Here is a 17747-nt window from a genome sequence, read left to right as displayed (position 1 = left end):
ATTCCGGTCGGGGGCGCCGCCATAAGGCGCAGCCAGGTCGCAGCAGCTGATGGCGACGACACCGTGGATCGGAGCCCCGGAATCGTTCGATTGGCTGTGGCGGGGCAGGACGCCGCCCTCGGCGCGGACGCCGCGGCGATGGCGCGCCGATGCCGCCGGCGTTTCAGTCGGGCAGGTCGCGACGCAGCGCGACCACGCTGTCCCAGTTCGCGAACAGCAGGTCGGCCAGGGCCGGATCGAACTGGCTGCCGCGCCGTTCGGTGATGAACGCGCGGATCTCGGTCTCGGGCCAGGCCTGCTTGTAACAGCGCTTGCTGCCGAGCGCGTCGAACACGTCGGCCAGCGCCGTGATGCGCCCGGCGATCGGAATCGCCTCGCCGCGCAGGCCGCGCGGATAGCCGCTGCCGTCCCAGTGCTCGTGATGGCTCAGCGCGATGTCCGCGGCGAGGCGGAACACCGGCCGGCGCGAGCCGCCGAGCAGGCGCGCGCCGAGTTCCGCGTGCGTGCGCATGACGACGGCTTCCTCGGGCGTGTGCGGGCCGGGCTTGTTGAGGATCGCGTCGGGAATGCCGATCTTGCCGATGTCGTGCAGCGGCGCGGCGTGCCGCAGCATCTCGCAGGTCGCTTCGTCGAGGCCGTGCAGACGGCCGAGCAGCGCCGCGAGCAGGCCGACGCGGCGCACGTGGTTGGCGGTTTCCTGCGAGCGCGACTCGGCCGCGCCGGCCAGCAGGTAGATCATGTCGAGCTGGGTGTCGACGAGCTCGCTGTTCAGATGCCGGTTCTCGAACGCGATCGCGACATTGCTGCAGAACACCTGCAGCAGGCGCTGGCCGAGTTCGTCGAGCGCGTGCGCCTGGCCGACGTAGATCAGCGCCTCGGTCGCGTCGCTGTCGGCGAAGTACAGCACGTAGTGGTCGTCGGCGTAGACGTGGCGGCGCTGCAGGTACGCGGCGCGCAGCGACTGCACGATGTGCGGCGGCAGGCTCTCGTCGGCGTTGCCGTCGACGTAGCGGCCGTAGTCGCCGCTGGCCGCGGCGACCTGGAAATGTTCCGGCAGGTCCGCGTGCGGGCGGCTGACGCGGCAGCACAGCGCGCCGGCCTGCAGCCCGGCCAGCTCGCCGAGCTGGGCCAGCACGGTCGAGGCGAACTGCGGCGGCGGCTGGTGCGCGAAGACCTGACCCGAGGCGCGGATGACCTGTTCGAGGCCGCGCCGGCTCGCCTCGATCGTGCGCATGTCGCGGTAGGCGCGCAGCGCCGCATACAGCGTCGTCGCGAGCTTCTGCGCGGTCAGCTCGGTCTTTTCCTTGTAGTCGTTGATGTCGTAGGCGGCGATGACGTCGTGCTCGGGCGCCTGGCCCGGCTGGCCCGTACGCAGCACGATGCGCACGAACTGGTTGCCGAGGCGCTCGCGGATCGCGCGGACGAGCTCCAGTCCGGCCTGTTCCGATTCCATGACCACGTCGAGCAGCACGACGGCCGCGTCGTCGTGGCGACCGAGCAACTGCTCGGCCTCGCGGCTCGAATAGGCGCTGATCAGGTCGAGCGAGCGCTCGGCGAAGCGGAAGTTGCCGAGCACGAGACGAGTGACGCTGTGCACCTCGGGTTCGTCGTCGACGATCAATACCTTCCAGGGCGGCAGCGCCCGTACGGGTTCGTCGGCGAACTCGATGGCATCGTCCAGCAGACCCATGCGGCCCCTCCCGCAGTGAGTACCGCGGCAGTCTACCCCAGTTGCATGACGATCGTCGGTGAGAATCTGAAACGCCGCCGGCCCGCCGTCCGGCCGCGGCGCGGGCGCCTCAGGACTTGCCGTGGAACAGCTCGCGGCCGATCAGCATGCGGCGGATCTCGTTGGTGCCGGCGCCGATCTCGTAGAGCTTGGCGTCGCGCAGCAGGCGGCCGGTCGGGAACTCGTTGATGTAGCCGTTGCCGCCGAGTGCCTGGATCGCCTCGAGCGTCACGCGCACGGCGTTCTGCGAGGCGTTGAGCAGGCACGAGGCCGGGTCGATGCGCGATCGGGTGCCGCGGTCGAAGTCCTGCGCGACCATGTAGGCGAACGCGCGCGAGGACTGCAGCGCCGTGTACATGTCGGCGATCTTGGCCTGCATGATGCCGAAGGTGCCGATCGGTGCGTTGAACTGCTTGCGCTCGCGCACGTAGGGCAGGGTGATGTCGAGCGCGGCCTGCATCAGGCCGATCGGGCCGCCCGACAGTACGAGGCGTTCGGTGTCCAGGCCGCTCATGAGCACGCGCACGCCTTCGTTGACCTGGCCGACGACGTTCTCGGCCGGAATCTCGCAGTCCTCGAACACGAGCTCGCAGGTGTTGGAGCCGCGCATGCCGAGCTTGTCGAGCTTCTGCGCGGTGGAGAAGCCCTTCATGCCCTTCTCGACGACGAACGCGGTCATGCAGCGCGAGCCGGCCGGGCGCGGCGCCGTGCGCATGTAGACGAGCAGCACGTCGGCGTCGGGGCCGTTCGTGATCCACATCTTGGAGCCGTTCGCGACCCAGCGGTCGCCCTTGAGCTCGGCGCGGCAGGTCATCGACCCGACCACGTCGGAGCCGGCGCCGGGCTCGCTCATGGCCAGCGCGCCGACGAAGTCGCCGCTGCACAGGCCGGGAATGTATTTCTTTCTTTGTTCCTCTGTTCCGTTGTGGAACAGATTCTGCACGCAGAGGTTGGAATGGGCGCCGTAGGACAGGCCGACCGAGCCGGACGCGCGCGAGATCTCCTCCATCGCGATCAGATGGGCCAGATAGCCGAGCTCCGAGCCGCCGTACTCGCCGGGCACGGTCACGCCGAGCAGGCCCATCTCGCCGAATTTCTTCCAGAGGTCGGCCGGGAACTGGTTCTCCCGGTCGATCAGGTCCGCGCGCGGCGCGATCTCCTTCTCGGCGAACTGGCGCACCGATTCGCGCAGGAGATCGAGGTCTTCACCGAGGGGGAAAGGGCGCATGCGGGCGGCACCGGCGGCAGGAAGGAGAGAGTCGCATTCTAGCGGCGCGCCGCCGCAGCGGCTAACGCGGATGTCCATACAACGAACGAAGCCGGACGCCAGCCACGAGCGCGTCGGCGCGGTGCCGCCGCAGGCTGCCGCAGCGGACCTCGGGTCCGCTGCGGCAACGGCTTCTTACTGACCGCGCATGCGGCCGAGGAAACGCGTCTGCTGGTTGCCCATGTGCGGCAGCTTGATCTTGCCGATCGCGCTGATGCGCTCTTCGGCCATGCGGTCGGCGGCCTTGTAGGTCGGGATGCCGTCGCGCTTGGCGATCTGGAAGATCTTGCCGAGGTTGTAGTAGATCGTGCGCATCATGCGCATCGCGCGTTCGCGGTTGTAGCCGTCGATTTCCAGCGACACGTTCATGAGGCCGCCGGCGTTCACGGCGTAGTCCGGCGCGTAGAGGATGCCGCGCTTCTCGACTTCGTCGCCGATCGCGTCGGTCGCGAGCTGGTTGTTCGCGGCACCGCAGATCACCTTGCACTGCAGGCGCGGCAGCGTCTTCTCGTTGACCGTGCCGCCGAGCGCGCACGGCGAATAGATGTCGGCCGGCACGTCGTAGATCTCGTCGAGCGCGACGGCTTCGCAGCCGTATTCGTCGACGCAGCGCTTGACCGCTTCCTGGTTGATGTCGGTGACCCAGACCTTCGCGTCCTGCTCGCGCAGCAGCTTGACGAATTCCATGCCGACGTGGCCGACGCCCTGCACGGCGTAGCTGTACTTGCCGACGTCCTCGTTGCCGAACTTGACGTTCAGCGCGGCCATCAGGCCCTGCAGGGTGCCGAACGCCGTGAACGGCGAGGGATCGCCGGAGCCGCCGTGCACCTGGTGCACGCCGGTCACGAATTCGGTTTCCTTGAGCACGTATTCCATGTCGTTGACGTCGATGCCGACGTCCTCGGCCGTGATGTAGCGGCCGTTCAGCGAGTTGATGAAGCGGCCGAACGCGCGGAACAGCGCCTCGCTCTTGTCCTTGGATGGATCGCCGATGATGACGGCCTTGCCGCCGCCGAGATTGATGCCCGACACCGCAGCCTTGTAGGTCATGCCGCGCGACAGGCGCAGCACGTCGTTCAGCGCTTCCTGCTCGGTCTTGTAGGCCCACATGCGTGTACCGCCGAGCGCAGGACCGAGCACCGTGTTGTGGATCGCGATGATGGCCTTCAGGCCGGCGTCCTTGTTGTGGCAGAAAACGACCTGCTCGTGGCCCGTCTGAGCGAGGGTTTCGAAGATCATCGACGTACTACTCCGGCTGGAGACGCGGAATCCGCGCGGGGCAAAGCGCCTGCATGAGCTCGCTTTTCCGTCAGAATTGCGCGCTAAGTGACTGAGTGGGAAGGCATATGCGCCAACGCCCGCAATAGGGGGCGGGCGTTGGCGGCGCGTAGTGTAGCCCCGCACGCCGGTGGGTGGAACGCTCTAGCCGAAAGCGCGGCACGAATGCCGCGCCGTGCAACGTCGCGCCGCACCGCAGCGACTCGTCCGGTACTCCCGAAAACCCGCGGACGCGCCGTATTCCCGCTTTCGCGTTCTGCGCTTCAAGGGCAGCCGCGCAACGAACGCCGTTCACGGACTAGGGAGTGCTGGCAGCAGGGCACAGGGACGTCGCGCAAACGTCGCGTCGACCTTTCCGTGGAGCCCTTTGAGTCAAGGGGGTGAAGAATGATCGCTCAGAACCGAGGTTCTGATCATTCTGAACGCCCAACGGGCCGGAACGGCCGAAACGCGCAGCGTTCGGCGGGGTTGTGGGGAAAAGCAGCAGGGCAAAGGAGCCTCGCTGCGAACGCTTTCCCCGCCTGCTCAGGGAATCATGATCTTCCCGGCCTTCGGCTTCTCCTCGACCGCCAGCGGCTTCGTGCCGGGCGCGTCGATCGTGCGCAGGCTCACGTCGTCGGCCCAGATCGTGCCGGCGTCCATGAGCAGCATGCCGACGACGACGTTGTGCACGTCGTTCGGCACGGTCAGGGTGACGCTCACGGTTTTCCACTTGTCCACTGTGCCGACGACCGCGTCGCCGCGGATCTGCTCGAGCACGTCGCCGGAGCTGCTGGTCAGGTTCACGTAGGGATAGAAGCCGCCGGGGCCGACGTCGCGCGTGCGCACCTGGAAGCGGTATTCGATCTTCCGGCCGGCCAGCGGCGCAGCCGGCAGCGACTGGTCGAGCGCACCGTAATGCTGTTCCTTGATCCGCGTCAGGCGGAAGCTGCGCTTGCCTTTGGCGAAGATGTCGCCGACGGTCGTGAATTCGTAGGAGTCCTCGCCCGAATGCTGCAGTGCACGCCAGCCGCTGACGACGTCGTGCACCGTCGCGGGTTCCTCGAAGCTCGGGTTCTGCAGCTTGATCTCCTTGGACTCGGCGGCGCCGGCGGCGGCGAGAGCGAGCAGCAGGGCGGTGCGGTGCATCATCAGGGGCTCCGGTGGGCGCAGTGCAAGGCCGCATCATAGTCGCTGCGCCGGCCGCTGCCGAGTCGCGCGACGGGGCCAATTCGTCCGGACAACCCGGCCGCCGGCGCGCCGCGGCCGCGGGCTACAATGACGGCCCGACGCCACCTTCGCCCCGGATCGACGATGAGCACACCCGCCCAACGCCTAGCCCCGCAGGATCAGTCGGCCTCGGCCGCGCCGCTGCGTTTCGTCACCGCGGCCAGCCTGTTCGACGGGCACGACGCCGCGATCAACATCATGCGCCGGCTGATCCAGGCGCAGGGCGCCGAGGTCATTCACCTGGGCCACAACCGCTCGGTCGAGGACGTGGTCCGCGCCGCGCTGCAGGAGGATGCCGACGCGATCGCGCTGAGCTCCTACCAGGGCGGCCACGTCGAATACTTCAAGTACATGGTCGACATGCTGCGCGAGCGCGGCGCCGGCCACGTGCGCGTGTTCGGCGGCGGCGGCGGCACGATCACGCCCGAGGAGATCGCCGAGCTGCAGGCCTACGGCATCGAGCGCATCTACCATCCGAACGACGGCATGCACATGGGCCTGGTCGCGATGATCGAGGACGTCGTGCGCCGTGCCGGTCTGGCGCGCAGCCGCCGCGACGCGGCCGCGCCCGCGGCCGAACGGCCGGCGCTCGACGACGAGATCGGCATCGGCCGCGTGCTGACCGCGATCGAGAACGGCGACTACGACGAGGCCGAGCTTGCGCGGCTGCGCAAGGACTGGGCCGGCGCGGATCCGCGCTTCGCGCTGGCCGGCCGCGGCGCGCCGGTCATCGGCATCACCGGCACCGGCGGCGCCGGCAAGTCCTCGGTCACCGACGAACTGCTGAACCGCTTCCTCGCGAGCTTTCCGGCGATGCGCATCGCCGTGATCTCGGTCGATCCGACGCGGCGCCGCACCGGCGGCGCGCTGCTCGGCGACCGCATCCGCATGAACGCGCTGCGCAGCCCGCGCGTGTTCATGCGTTCGATGGCGACGCGGCGCCAGCACGTCGCGACCAACGTCGTGCTCAAGGACTGCATCGCGTTCCTCAAGGGGCTCGGCTACGACCTCGTCATCGTCGAGACGGCCGGTATCGGCCAGTCGGACTCGGAAATCGTCGATCTCGTCGACTTCCCGGTCTACGTGATGACCAGCGACTTCGGCGCGCCGAGCCAGCTCGAGAAGATCGACATGCTCGACTATGCCGAGCTCGTCGTGCTGAACAAGTTCGACAAGCGCGGCGCCGAGGACGCGCTGCGCGACGTGCGCAAGCAGTGGAAGCGCAACCGCACGGCGTTCCAGATGAAGGACGAGGACGTGCCGGTCTATCCGACGATCGCGAGCCAGTTCAACGATCCGGGGATCAGCTGGATGTTCGTGAGCTTGTGCCGCCTGCTGCGGCACAAGCCGGGAGTCGGGAATGGGGAATCGGGAATCGGCAACCCGCGCTGCGATTTCAGCCCCGCGCTCGACACCTCGTTGAAGGAGCCGCGCGCGACGGTGCTGATTCCGGGCAACCGCGTGCGCTATCTGGCCGAGATCGCCGAGCAGGGGCGCGGCATCAACGCGGCGATCCTGGCCCAGGCCGAGACCGCCGACCGCGCGCAGTCGTACTGGCAGTCCCTGCGCGATCTCGAGGACGCGCAGCTGCCGAAGGCACTGGAGCTGTACGCGGCCGATGCGTTGCTGGCCGGCGACGAGCGCAGCCTGAAGACCCTGCGCCAGCGCTACAACGACGCCGTGCAGTCGCTGTCGTCCGAAGCGCTGAAGCTGCTGCGCGAATGGCCGGCGCGGCTGAAGTCGGTGACCGACGAGGTCAACGAATACCAGGTCCGCGACAGGACCATCCGCGTGGAGAACTACCGCGAGTCGCTGAGCCACCAGAAGATCCCGAAGATCGCCGCGCCGAAGTACCGCAGCTGGGGCGAGCTGCTCGTGTTCCTGCAGAAGGAGAACCTGCCGGGCTACTACCCGTACACCGGCGGCGTCTATCCGTACCGGCGCAGCGGCGAGGACCCGATCCGCATGTTCGCCGGCGAAGGCACGCCCGAGCGCACGAACCGGCGCTTCCACTACCTGAGCGTCGGCCTGCCGGCCGCGCGCCTGTCGACGGCGTTCGACTCGGTCACCCTGTACGGCGAGGACCCGGCCGTCCGCCCGGACATCTACGGCAAGATCGGCAACTCCGGCGTCAACATCGCGACCCTGGACGACATGAAGAAGCTCTATTCGGGCTTCGACCTCTGCGCGCCGAGCACGTCGGTGTCGATGACGATCAACGGCCCGGCGCCGATCATCCTCGCGATGTTCATGAACACCGCGATCGACCAGCAGGTCGAGAAATACCTGCGCGCCGACGACGCGCGCTGGGAAGCCGCGCGCGCGACGATCGCCGGGCTCTATCGCGGCCGCGCGCGGCCGCAGTACGGCGGTCTGCTGCCCGACGGCAACGACGGCCTCGGCCTCGGCCTGCTCGGCGTGACCGGCGACCAGGTCGTCGATGCGGAGACCTACGCGCGGATCAAGGCGCAGACCCTCGCGACCGTGCGCGGGACGGTGCAGGCGGACATCCTCAAGGAAGACCAGGCGCAGAACACCTGCATCTTCTCGACCGAGTTCGCGCTGCGCATGATGGGCGACATCCAGCAGTATTTCGTCGACCGCAACGTGCGCAACTTCTATTCGGTGTCGATCTCGGGCTATCACATCGCCGAGGCCGGCGCGAACCCGGTCAGCCAGCTCGCCTTCACCTTGTCGAACGGCTTCACGATCGTCGAGTACTACCTCGCGCGCGGCATGAAGATCGACGACTTCGCGCCGAACCTGTCGTTCTTCTTCTCCAACGGCATGGACCCGGAATACACGGTCATCGGCCGCGTCGCGCGGCGCATCTGGGCGCGCGCGATGCGCGAGCGCTACGGCGCCTCGGCACGCAGTCAGATGATGAAGTACCACATCCAGACCTCGGGCCGTTCGCTGCACGCGCAGGAAATCCAGTTCAACGACATCCGCACGACCCTGCAGGCGCTCTATGCGCTGTTCGACAACTGCAACAGCCTGCACACCAACGCCTACGACGAGGCGATCACCACGCCGACCGAGGAGAGCGTGCGCCGCGCCGTCGCGATCCAGATGATCATCAACAAGGAACTCGGCCTCAATTTCAACGAGAACCCGTGGCAGGGCAGCTTCGTCGTCGACCAGCTGACGGACCTCGTCGAGGAAGCCGTCTACAAGGAATTCGAGGCGATCAGCGAGCGCGGCGGCGTGCTCGGCGCGATGGACACGATGTACCAGCGCGGCAAGATCCAGGAAGAAAGCCTCTACTACGAACACAAGAAGCACGACGGCAGCCTGCCGCTGATCGGCGTCAACACCTTCCTGCCGAAGGACCACGGCGGCGACATCGTCACCGAGATCGAGCTGATCCGTTCGACGGAGAGCGAGAAGGGCCAGCAGATCGACAACGTCGCGAAGTACCAGGCCAACCGCAACGGCTACGCCGACAGCGGCCTCAAGCCGTTGCAGGCCGCCGCGCGCGAACGCCGCAACGTGTTCGAGAGCCTTATGGAAGCGGTCAAGACCCACAGTCTCGGCCAGATCAGCCACGCGCTCTACGACGTCGGCGGCGAGTATCGGCGCAATATGTAGGCATGGCGAAGCGCGGTCCCGGCGATCGTCCGGATACGGTGGACGAGCACCCGTTCGCGGCCGAAGGCGGGCTGCCGTTCCGTCCGTCGCGACCGAAGGACGGCCTCGCGCGTTTTTTCGAGCTCATGGAAGTCGTCCAGGTGCTGAGCCCGCGCTGGCCGCCGCGCGAGCTGTCGCAGGATCTCGGCGGATTTCTGCTTTCCGGCAAGGTGCCCATGTCATCTCCGCAAGACGATGCGTCCGTCCAGTCCTCGCTGTTCGGCAACGCGCCGCTCGTCCCGACCGACCGCCTGTTTCTCGGCCTGTATCCGGATGCGGCGACGGCGGCGCGCATCGACGCGCTCGGCGCCGAGGTCTGCGCGCGTCACGGCATACGCGGGCCGCGGCATCAGCCCGGCCGGCTCCACATCACGCTGTTCCACATCGGCGACTGGGCCGGCCTGCCGACGGACACGGTGGAAGCGGCCAGGACGGCTGCGGCGTCGCTGCGCGCGGTGCCGTTCCCGATCACGCTCGACGAGGTCGCGAGTTTTTCCGGCCGGCGCGACAAGCGTCCGCTCGTGCTGAAGGCCGGCGGCGGCAACGCGGCACTGCACGCGTTCCGCGCCGAACTCGGCACGGCGCTCGCGCGCAACGGACTCGGCCGCTGCGTCTCGCGCACGTTCGAGCCGCACGTCACGCTGGCCTATGCGGCGCAGACCGTCGACGCCGAAGCCGTGACGCCGATAACCTGGACCGCGCAGGACTTCGTGCTGGTCCACAGCCTGCTCGGTCAGACGCGGCACGTCGTGCTCGGGCGCTGGGCGCTCGAAGGCTGAGCCAACGCCACGTGGCGTCAGCGGGAATCCACCCGGCGTCGAGTGGCCGCACCACGGGAAGCGATGCCTGGGGGACGTTTGCGTCTCGGTCGTCTTGGAGAAAACAACGCGGTTGTCTGCGGCATCACTGACAAGGGTAGCGTTGCCACGAGATTGCGCCATCCTTACAGCATGACCAGATTGCGCCCCAACGCCATAGCCGCAGCAGTATTGCTATCGATCATTGCGCCGGCCAATGCCCAGTCCGTTCCCGACGTGGTATTGACGCCGCTCGACGATACGATCCGGCATCTGTTGCCCGGCGATCGGGGAATTTTCCGGTTTCGTGCTCACGGCACCGGCGCAGCCGCCCACCTGTGGTGCCACTCGGCGGGGACAGATCAATACATCGTGACGACAGCTGGGGACAGCCCTGCGAGTTGCCCCGATCTGCAGGAATTGCCCTGGTCGCAGTCGATCTATTTTCCAGCCGGAGATTACACATGTTCCTACGCGGTACAGCGCAATGCTTCGTCGCGCAGCGACTTGGCGATCGAGTTTTCTAACGAACCTTATTCGGGGACGCGGATCAATTCGCTGAACTTCAAGCTCGGCACGGTTCCTGGGCTGGAGTTGCGCCTCGAGGCGGCGCCTGCCTCGATACTCCAGAATGGCCGTGCGCAGGGGCTGGTAAGTCTCGTAGTCCACAACGACTCAGCGGTGACTGTGCGTGATCTGCGGGCCGGCTTTTGCCTGATGGAAGCGCTACCTTTCGCGGTGGACGGCGCAATCGCCGGCGGTTGCGGCAGCTCCGTATACGGACCGATGTGTTTCGACTTCGGTTACGGAGTTCTGCTACCCGACGTGCCGCCGCGGGGCGAATCCAGCTGTCTTGTTCGGTTGACGTCGAATTCCGTCTACGAGCGGCCGCTGGCCTTTCCGATACAACTGATCGATCAATGGATGACCGACGCAGCGAACGGCGGTCGACTGCTTCCCGCGGTTCCGGCCCCGATAAGCTATCTTCAGCTGTCCATCGATCGCCTGTTCGCGAGCGATTTCGACGATTCGGCGCCGATGCGTTGAAGTAGTAGATCCCCGATCCTGCCCGCTTGCTATCACGCTGAGCCGGATTCGGCGGCAAACACGGTCAGAGTCGGCGATCCGCCGAACCCGCTCATGCGGTCGGCGAGATGCAGATGGCCGTAGCGCTCGCCCAGGTACTCCAGCTCGTCGGCGCAGAGCGTCAGGAACGCGGCGATGCGGCGCAGTTCGTCCGGCGTTGCGCATAACGCGGCCTCGACGAGGGCGCTCGGTGCGGCATCGTTGCTGTTCGCCGCTGCGCGGCCGTAGATCTTCATCGCCTTGTATCTCCCTGAAGACGAGCGTCTGGACCGATCGATCAGGCGAATATGTCGCGTGATCGCCTGCGCAGGCAGGCACGGGGACTTCGTACTGGTCCACGGCCTGCTCCGGCAGACGCGGCACGTCGTGTTCGGCGCTGGACGCCGCGCCGGCACTCAGCGCGGAATCTTGAGCACCATGACGATCAGCGCGATCCAGGCCAGTCCGACGCTGAAGCTGGCGATGCGGCTCCAGCGCTGCAGCAGCGGGTCGAGCTGCGCGAGCGTCGCGTCGGGGCGGCGGGCTTCGCCGAGGATGCGCTGCTGCAGCTGCCCTACCCAGCGATAGCTGAACCCCGACAGCGCGAACAGCGCCAGGCCTGCGGCGATCCAGGGCGTGCGCAGCAGCGGCAGGCCGCCGTACAGCGCCGCGCCGATGCCGGCCACGGCGAGGATCAGCACGCAGGGCAGGGTAACAGGCGGTCGCTGCGGATCACGCCGTCCAGGGTTTCGGCGATGCGCGCCGGCGCGTCCAGGCGGCGGGCGTGGCGCACCCAGAATAATCCCAGCGTCGTATTGCCGAGGAACAGCACGACCGCGGCGACATGCACGAGCTTGAGCAGCAGATAGATCATGGGCGACTCCGGGAAGGCGATGAGACGGCGGCGGCGCACGGCGGCGACGGCTACTGCCGCCGATCGCGGCGGCCGGATCGATCGACGATCGTCAGGTTCAGCAGCCCTCCCGTGCATTCAGCACGTCGAGCACGGCCGCGTGCAGCGCGGGACTGCAGGAAGCGACGAGGCTGCCGGCGTGCACCAGGCCTTCGCGGCGGCCGTCCAGCGCGCTCGCGACGCCGCCGGCCTCCTCGATGCAGGGCACCAGCGCGGCGATGTCCCAGGGCTGCATGACGGTGTCGATCGCGACGTGCAGGCTGCCGCGGCAGACCAGCGCGTGCTGCAGGCAGTCGCCGCAGAAGCGGAACTTGCGCGCGCGCCGCAGCAACGGCGTCAGCACGTGGGCGGTGCCGTCGGCGGCGGGCAGCACGTCGGTCGCGTGCACGCCGGAGGCGGAGACGACGGCATCCTCGATCGCGGCCGCCGCGCCGACGCGGACGCGTTCCGTCGCGCCGTCGCGGCGACGGAACCAGCAGCCGCCGCCGAGCGCGGCGTAGACCGTTTCGCCGAGCACCGGAAAATGGATCACGCCGACCAGCGGCTCGCCGTGCTCGGCATAGGCGATCAGTGTGCCGAACAGCGGCATGCCGAGCGCGAACGCGCTGGTGCCGTCCAGCGGATCGACGATCCACTGCGCCGGCGCGTCGCGCTCGCCGCCGAATTCCTCGCCGATCACCGCGTGCATCGGATGACGCTGCGCGATCGCCGCGCGTATCGCCCGTTCGGCGGCGCGATCGGCCGCGGTGACTTCACTGCCGTCGGCCTTGAGTTCGGTGCCGCAGCGCTGGTAGTGCGGGAGGATCTGCGCCTGCGCGAGATCGGCCAGTTCCAGCGCGAAGCGCAGCAGTTCCTGCAGGTCGGGACGGTTCACGGCGCTCCGGTCGTGGCGGCGGATCGTTCGACGATGGTCGCATGAAGCGGCCCGTGCGGCGCGCGATCCGCAGCAGATGGCGGTTGCGTTCGCGGCAGGTGTCGAAACCGTCACGCCGCCGTCGTGACGGTCTTTCTTGGCCTGCTCCGTCATGGGAATATCGGCGCGAATCGATGTTGCGGCGCAGCGGCCGAGCCGGCTTCCGCGAGGAGCGGGACGGCGGTCGCCGCAGACAATCAAGGCGAGCGATGACACGGACAGAACCACGACGCAGCGACTTGGCGTACGACGGCGCCGCGAACGCGGCAGGCCGTGGCCCAGGGTACGCGCAGGGATGATGCTGATTTCGGCGGAATCGCTGCGCTTCGACCTGCGCGGCCTGCGCATGACCACGACCGGCAGCGCACTGCGCGAATGGACCAGCGCCGGCGGCGATACGCTCGGCGTGCATTTCATCGACGGTCCGCCGGACCTCGCCGCGGATCCGACGGATACCGCCGGCGTGCGCCGCTTCTATCGCGAGCGCGCCGTCGCCGAGGGCCACGGGCTCATCGAATGCGACCCCGTGCGCGTGGCCGGCTGCGCGGCCGTGCGTATCGTGCGCAAGCTGCCGCAGCCGTCCGGCGGCCTGAGCTACCTCGCTTCGCTGGTGCTGCCGTTCCGCGAATTCGGTTTTCTCGTCAAAGTGCATTGCGTCGAGCGCACGACGGCCGGCGTGCGCGAAGCGCAGGTGCTCCAGCACGCGATGGCCAGCGGCCAGGTGACCCGGTCCGAGCACGGCGATCTGCTCGGCTGGGCGCGCGACCCCTACGGCGACGCGGGCGCGAGCGGCCTGCTCTGGAACCTGTCCGATGCGCGCACACACGATGCGCGCTTTCCCGATCATGCGCTGTCGCGCGCGCGCAGCCTGCTCGACCGCGTCGAGGCGACCTTGCGCATCGACGACAACGTGCGCGCGGCGCCGGGCTTCGTCTACCGCGGCGGCAAGCGGCCCTGGTGGAAGCGCTGGTGACGGCGCGTCGACCGGGCTCGGCCTGCACGTAGCCGCGGTCGTTACGGTGTAGATTCGCGCGGTCGGGTCGATGGAGTTTCCATGCAGCGCGAACGAAGCCGGCCTCCGGCGCGTGCCGATGCGGCGCCGCCGTCGTGGACACTGCGGCGCCGGGCCGTCGCCGTGTTCGGACTGCTGTTCGGCGGCCTGCACGGCGTTGCGGCGGTCGGGCCCGAGGCGGCCTGCACGGTCGTCGACGTCGACCTCGCGCACGACCGCCTCGCGCTGTTCCTCGACGACGACGCGCAGCGTCCGTTCCTGAGTCTGCGCCGGCTCGATGCCTGGCTGCAGCGGCGCGGCCGGCGGCTGCGCTGGGGCATGAACGCCGGCATGTTCCATCCGGGCTTCCGGCCGGTCGGCCTGTTCGTCGCCGACGGAATCGAGCGCAGTCCGCTCGACCTCGGCGACGGCACCGGCAATTTCTACCTGAAGCCCAACGGCGTATTCCTGGTCGGCGCCGGCGGCGCGCAGATCGTCGAAGCCTCGCGCTACGCGGACGTCGCGACGGGCGTGCAGCTCGCGACGCAGTCGGGTCCGTTGCTGCTGCAGCACGGCGCGCTGCATCCGCGCCTGGATCCGGCGTCGCGCTCGCGCCACGTGCGCAACGGCGTGGGCATCTGCGGCGGGCGCGTGCGTTTCGTCATCAGCGAACGGCCGGTCACCCTGCATGCATTCGCGACGTATTTCCGTGACGTGCTGCAGTGCTCCGACGCGCTGTATTTCGACGGCTCGGTGTCGAGCTTTTATGCGCGGACGCCGCGCCGCGATACGGCGCGCGCGCGGCTGGGTCCGCTGATCGGCGTCGTCGATGCGATCGGCGACGACGCCGAGCCGGCGCCGCCGAAGTGAGTCGACCGGTCGTGGTGCCGGCGCCGCATCGCGGACGCCGGCACCATCGGCGGGCTCAGAACCGGTAGCCGACCTCCACGCCGTACAGGCGCGGCGCGCTGATCGTCGCGTAGGTGGTGCCGAACACGTCGGTCGTGTAGTTGCCGACGCCTTCGACGTAGCGCTTGTCGAACAGGTTCGTCGCGAACGCGGCCGCATGCCAGTGGTCGGCGGCGTCGGTCCAGCCCAGGCGCAGGTCGGTGCGCTGCTGTGCGGCGCCGACGTCGACGTTCGGGCTGACGCTGCAATCGCCCTGCAACTGCGAGTCGGCGTTGCAGCGGCTCTTGCCGCGGTAGGCGTGGCGCAGCGACAGGGTCATCGCGCCGGCGCCGCCGAGATCCCAGCGGTACTGGCCGCCGAGCGAGAACGACAGATACGGCTCGCCGGTCGCCTGGCCGGACAGATCCGCGCCGCTCGGCGCGACCTTGTCCTTGTAGGTCGCATCGATGAACGCGAGATTCGCATCGAGAGTCAGCGCGCGGACCGGCTGCCACTGCAGGCCGGCGTCGATGCCCCAGGCCTTCTCGTCGCTGGTGTCGACGAGATAGCGCGGCACGCCGCTGCCGGCGCTGTTCGGATCCAGGCGGATGGCCTGGCGGTCGGAATAGACGTAGTAGAACGCCGACGCGCTCCACATCAGGCCGTGCTCGTGATCGACCTGCTTGAGGCCGGCTTCGAGATTCCAGACGTCCTCGTTGTCGAACTTCGCGCCGATGTCCAGGCTGTTGTAGCCGCCGGCCTTGTAGCCCTTGGCCAGCGAGGCGAACAGCATGGTGTCCGGCGTGACCTGATGGTCGAGCACGAAGCGCGGGCTCAGGTCGCTCCAGGATTTGCTGTCGCGCACCTTGACGCCTTCGAGCTCGCCGTTCGCGAACACGATGTCGCTGCCGGCGACGCCGAGTGCGAACAGCGCCTGCTCCTGCAGCTCCGGCGGCAGCTGCGCGACCAGCGGCAACAGCTGCTGGACGGTCGCATCCAGCGTAGGCGCGCTGCGCGGGCCGTTGAGCCAGCTGAATTTCTTCTCGTCGCGCGTGTAGCGCAGGCCGACCGTGAAGTGGGTCGTGTCGCTGAGCGCCCAGATCGTGTCGCCGAACAGCGCATACGCGCGCGAGTCGGCGCTGTTGATCATCTCCTCGCGCCAGCGATGGTCGCGCAGGCTGAACGGCGCGTCGAACGAGGCGAGCACGTCGCTGAAATAGCCGAACAGGGTGCCGTCCGGCGTCGGCGCGAGGCCCTGGTTGCGGATCAGGGTGTCGAGGCTGTCGGTGAACACGTTGACCTGCGAGGTCTGGTTGGCCTTCTCGCGGTAGTAGCTCGCGCCGGCGACCCAGTTCACCGTGCCCGTGTCGCCGGAGAACTTGAGCTCCTGGTAGAAGCTGCGGTTGTCCTCGATGTTGGCGGTGTCGAGATACAGATAGCGCCGGTTCGTGCCATCCTCGTCCTCGCGATTGACCGTGTCGAACTCGCGCCAGGCCGTCGTCGAGGTCAGGTGGCCCCAGTCGGCGTCGTGATTGATCGCGAGAGTCGCGCCGTCGAACGTGCGCGATTCCTCGTTGCCCTCCACGTCGTTGAACACGGGCGCGCGGCGCGGATCGAGATAGGTCGCCGGATCCGGCGGCGACGGCGGCCAGTCCGGCGACGCCGGCAACGGCACGATGCCGATGGCCGGGCGCGCGAGCTGGTCGAGCCGCTCGTGGTCCCAGGTCAGCACGGCGTTGGTCGAGTTCGACAGGTCCCAGCGAAAGGCGGCGCGCGCGGCCCAGTTGTCGTCGCCGTTGAGGTCGCGGCCGGTGGCCGCGTCGCGCAGCCAGCCGTCGGATTCGTTGCGCAGCACGCTGACGCGCAGCGCGGTCGTGTCGCCGAGCGGCGTGTTGATCAGCCCGTCCACGTAGCGCTGGCCGTCGTTGCCGAAGCGCGTGGTCACGCGGCCTTCGAGATCGCGGCCCGGCTGCTTGCTGATCAGCGACACCGCGCCGGCCGCGCTGTTGCGGCCGAACAGCGTACCCTGCGGGCCCTTGAGCACTTCGATGCGCTCGACGTCGTTGAACGCGAGCACCGAGCCGCCCGAGCGCGCCGAATAGACGCCGTCGACGTAGACGCCGACCGCCGGATCGGTGCCGATGCCGAAGTCGCCGGTGCTGATGCCGCGGATCGCGAAGTACGGCTGCGTCTTCTGTCCGCTGACGACGAGGCCGGGCACGAAGTTGTCGATGTCCTGCAGATCGTAGGCGGTGGTCTCGGTGATGAGCTTTTCGTCGACGACCTGGATCGCGATCGGGACTTCCTGCAGTTCCTGCTCGCGGCTCTGCGCCGTGACGACGATGCGTTCGAGCAGGTTGTCTTCGGTCTCGGCGATCTGCGCGACGGCGGGCAGGCTCGCTGCGGTCAGCGAGACGAGCAGGGCCTGGCGCAGGCTGGCGACGAGCTGGCGGCGAATCGGTTTCATGGTCCACTCCCCGGGGGTTGGCTGATGCTTGCTTTTTTCTGTTTTGGTCTTGCTGTTTTTCACTTCTTGCTCCTCTCTCCCGGCGCGTTCGAGCCGGGAGAGAGGTTCGTGTGAGGGGGAGAAGCAACCGCCGGCCGCAGGTCGGCCTGTCGCCGGGGCCGGCATGCCGCCGCAGCGATATTCCGTGTTCTGCCGGATGGCGTTTCTCCGCGCCTCATCGATTGCAGTCCCCGCTCTGCGCGTTGATCCAATCGCCGATCAGCGCCGCGCCTTCGCGATGCGCGACCGACCGGCCGAGCTCGGGCATCATGACCGCCGGGTCCGTGCTTTCGAGACGGTACAGCAGCACCGAGCCCGCGGCGTCGCCGGGCTTGATGTCGTAGAGCCGGTTGCCCGTGCCCTTGCCGGCCGCTACGGGCTGCTTGCAGAAACCGAAATGGATGCCGGGCTCGTGGGCCACGTCGAGGAACAGGCCCGACGTGTTCGCCGCGCCCTTCGCGCTGTGGCAGTGGCCGCAGTTGATGTCGAGATAGGCGCGCGCGCGCGCCGCGAGGTCGGCCGACGTGTCGCGCGCGTCGGCCGCGCGCGGCCGCTGTTCCG

14 protein-coding genes and 1 pseudogene are annotated in these 17747 nt (G+C 68.3%); 5 read left to right on the top strand and 10 right to left on the bottom strand.

All coding sequences use genetic code 11. From position 1 onward, the window contains the following. Positions 1 to 163: 163 nt before the first annotated feature. From NON22_RS01495 to NON22_RS01480, 4 genes are all read right to left on the bottom strand, one after another. On the bottom strand, positions 164 to 1690 hold the full coding sequence (locus NON22_RS01495; RefSeq protein WP_257385122.1) for a DUF3369 domain-containing protein: 1527 nt from the start codon (positions 1688 to 1690) through the stop codon (positions 164 to 166). Positions 1691 to 1799: 109 nt separating this feature from the next. Further along, complete coding sequence (locus NON22_RS01490) at positions 1800 to 2957, bottom strand: isovaleryl-CoA dehydrogenase (RefSeq protein WP_257385121.1); 1158 nt, start codon at positions 2955 to 2957, stop codon at positions 1800 to 1802. A 174-nt stretch (positions 2958 to 3131) separates the two neighbouring features. Further along, on the bottom strand, positions 3132 to 4235 hold the full coding sequence (locus NON22_RS01485) for a Glu/Leu/Phe/Val dehydrogenase dimerization domain-containing protein (RefSeq protein WP_257385120.1): 1104 nt from the start codon (positions 4233 to 4235) through the stop codon (positions 3132 to 3134). A 564-nt stretch (positions 4236 to 4799) separates the two neighbouring features. After that, a complete protein-coding gene (locus tag NON22_RS01480) occupies positions 4800 to 5402 on the bottom strand; it encodes a hypothetical protein (RefSeq protein WP_257385119.1) in 603 nt (200 codons plus the stop codon). A 165-nt stretch (positions 5403 to 5567) separates the two neighbouring features. On the opposite strand from NON22_RS01480, the gene NON22_RS01475 reads away from it, so the two are divergent. The 3 genes from NON22_RS01475 (at position 5568) to NON22_RS01465 (ending at position 10957) form a co-directional block, all read left to right on the top strand. Then, entirely contained in the window at positions 5568 to 9074 is a 3507-nt protein-coding gene (locus tag NON22_RS01475) for a methylmalonyl-CoA mutase family protein (protein ID WP_257385118.1), read from the top strand. A gap of 2 nt (positions 9075 to 9076) precedes the next feature. Then, the gene (locus NON22_RS01470) at positions 9077 to 9892 is read left to right on the top strand and encodes a 2'-5' RNA ligase family protein (protein WP_257385117.1); all 816 of its coding nucleotides are present in this window, start codon (positions 9077 to 9079) and stop codon (positions 9890 to 9892) included. A gap of 171 nt (positions 9893 to 10063) precedes the next feature. Beyond that, positions 10064 to 10957, top strand: a complete 894-nt coding sequence (locus NON22_RS01465; protein ID WP_257385116.1) for a hypothetical protein — start codon at positions 10064 to 10066, stop codon at positions 10955 to 10957. A gap of 32 nt (positions 10958 to 10989) precedes the next feature. Here NON22_RS01465 and NON22_RS01460 read toward each other — a convergent pair whose 3' ends face one another. From NON22_RS01460 to NON22_RS01445, 4 genes are all read right to left on the bottom strand, one after another. After that, positions 10990 to 11232, bottom strand: coding sequence for a hypothetical protein (locus tag NON22_RS01460; RefSeq protein WP_257385115.1), 243 nt, complete (start codon positions 11230 to 11232; stop codon positions 10990 to 10992). A 159-nt stretch (positions 11233 to 11391) separates the two neighbouring features. Continuing rightward, positions 11392 to 11676 carry a DUF2269 domain-containing protein gene (locus tag NON22_RS01455; protein WP_257385114.1) on the bottom strand — a complete coding sequence of 95 codons (285 nt, stop codon included), beginning with the start codon at positions 11674 to 11676 and terminating at the stop codon, positions 11392 to 11394. Beyond that, positions 11670 to 11849 (bottom strand): DUF2269 domain-containing protein, encoded by a 180-nt coding sequence (locus NON22_RS01450; RefSeq protein WP_257385113.1) that lies wholly within the window; start codon positions 11847 to 11849, stop codon positions 11670 to 11672. The genes NON22_RS01455 and NON22_RS01450 overlap by 7 nt, the downstream gene beginning before the upstream one ends. Before the next feature lie 97 nt (positions 11850 to 11946). Then, the gene (locus NON22_RS01445) at positions 11947 to 12762 is read right to left on the bottom strand and encodes an inositol monophosphatase family protein (RefSeq protein ID WP_257385112.1); all 816 of its coding nucleotides are present in this window, start codon (positions 12760 to 12762) and stop codon (positions 11947 to 11949) included. 334 nt (positions 12763 to 13096) lie between these two features. On the opposite strand from NON22_RS01445, the gene NON22_RS01440 reads away from it, so the two are divergent. Both NON22_RS01440 and NON22_RS01435 read left to right on the top strand, forming a co-directional pair. Continuing rightward, positions 13097 to 13774 (top strand): hypothetical protein, encoded by a 678-nt coding sequence (locus NON22_RS01440; RefSeq protein WP_257385111.1) that lies wholly within the window; start codon positions 13097 to 13099, stop codon positions 13772 to 13774. A gap of 81 nt (positions 13775 to 13855) precedes the next feature. Next, positions 13856 to 14662, top strand: a complete 807-nt coding sequence (locus tag NON22_RS01435; RefSeq protein WP_257385110.1) for a phosphodiester glycosidase family protein — start codon at positions 13856 to 13858, stop codon at positions 14660 to 14662. A gap of 55 nt (positions 14663 to 14717) precedes the next feature. Here NON22_RS01435 and NON22_RS01430 read toward each other — a convergent pair whose 3' ends face one another. Together NON22_RS01430 and NON22_RS01425 are read right to left on the bottom strand one after the other, a co-directional pair. Beyond that, positions 14718 to 17147: a TonB-dependent receptor gene (locus NON22_RS01430; protein ID WP_257385109.1), complete on the bottom strand. Its 2430-nt coding sequence runs from the start codon at positions 17145 to 17147 to the stop codon at positions 14718 to 14720. Positions 17148 to 17361: 214 nt separating this feature from the next. After that, positions 17362 to 17747 (bottom strand): annotated as a pseudogene (locus NON22_RS01425) (SO2930 family diheme c-type cytochrome); the annotation flags it as partial.

It is taken from the genome of Tahibacter caeni, from assembly GCF_024609805.1.
Lineage (GTDB): Bacteria > Pseudomonadota > Gammaproteobacteria > Xanthomonadales > Rhodanobacteraceae > Tahibacter > Tahibacter caeni.
This window is presented reverse-complemented; position numbering and strand designations above follow the sequence as displayed.

Bases quoted from the DNA above. Each gene is read 5' to 3' on its own strand.
- NON22_RS01465 (WP_257385116.1), top strand. From the start codon at position 10,064: ATGACCAGATTGCGCCCCAACGCCATAGCCGCAGCAGTATTGCTATCG.
- NON22_RS01435 (WP_257385110.1), top strand. From the start codon at position 13,856: ATGCAGCGCGAACGAAGCCGGCCTCCGGCGCGTGCCGATGCGGCGCCG.
- NON22_RS01440 (WP_257385111.1), top strand. From the start codon at position 13,097: ATGATGCTGATTTCGGCGGAATCGCTGCGCTTCGACCTGCGCGGCCTG.
- NON22_RS01450 (WP_257385113.1), bottom strand. From the start codon at position 11,849: ATGATCTATCTGCTGCTCAAGCTCGTGCATGTCGCCGCGGTCGTGCTG.
- NON22_RS01480 (WP_257385119.1), bottom strand. From the start codon at position 5,402: ATGCACCGCACCGCCCTGCTGCTCGCTCTCGCCGCCGCCGGCGCCGCC.
- NON22_RS01490 (WP_257385121.1), bottom strand. From the start codon at position 2,957: ATGCGCCCTTTCCCCCTCGGTGAAGACCTCGATCTCCTGCGCGAATCG.
- NON22_RS01460 (WP_257385115.1), bottom strand. From the start codon at position 11,232: ATGAAGATCTACGGCCGCGCAGCGGCGAACAGCAACGATGCCGCACCG.
- NON22_RS01495 (WP_257385122.1), bottom strand. From the start codon at position 1,690: ATGGGTCTGCTGGACGATGCCATCGAGTTCGCCGACGAACCCGTACGG.
- NON22_RS01485 (WP_257385120.1), bottom strand. From the start codon at position 4,235: ATGATCTTCGAAACCCTCGCTCAGACGGGCCACGAGCAGGTCGTTTTC.
- NON22_RS01430 (WP_257385109.1), bottom strand. From the start codon at position 17,147: ATGAAACCGATTCGCCGCCAGCTCGTCGCCAGCCTGCGCCAGGCCCTG.
- NON22_RS01475 (WP_257385118.1), top strand. From the start codon at position 5,568: ATGAGCACACCCGCCCAACGCCTAGCCCCGCAGGATCAGTCGGCCTCG.
- NON22_RS01470 (WP_257385117.1), top strand. From the start codon at position 9,077: ATGGCGAAGCGCGGTCCCGGCGATCGTCCGGATACGGTGGACGAGCAC.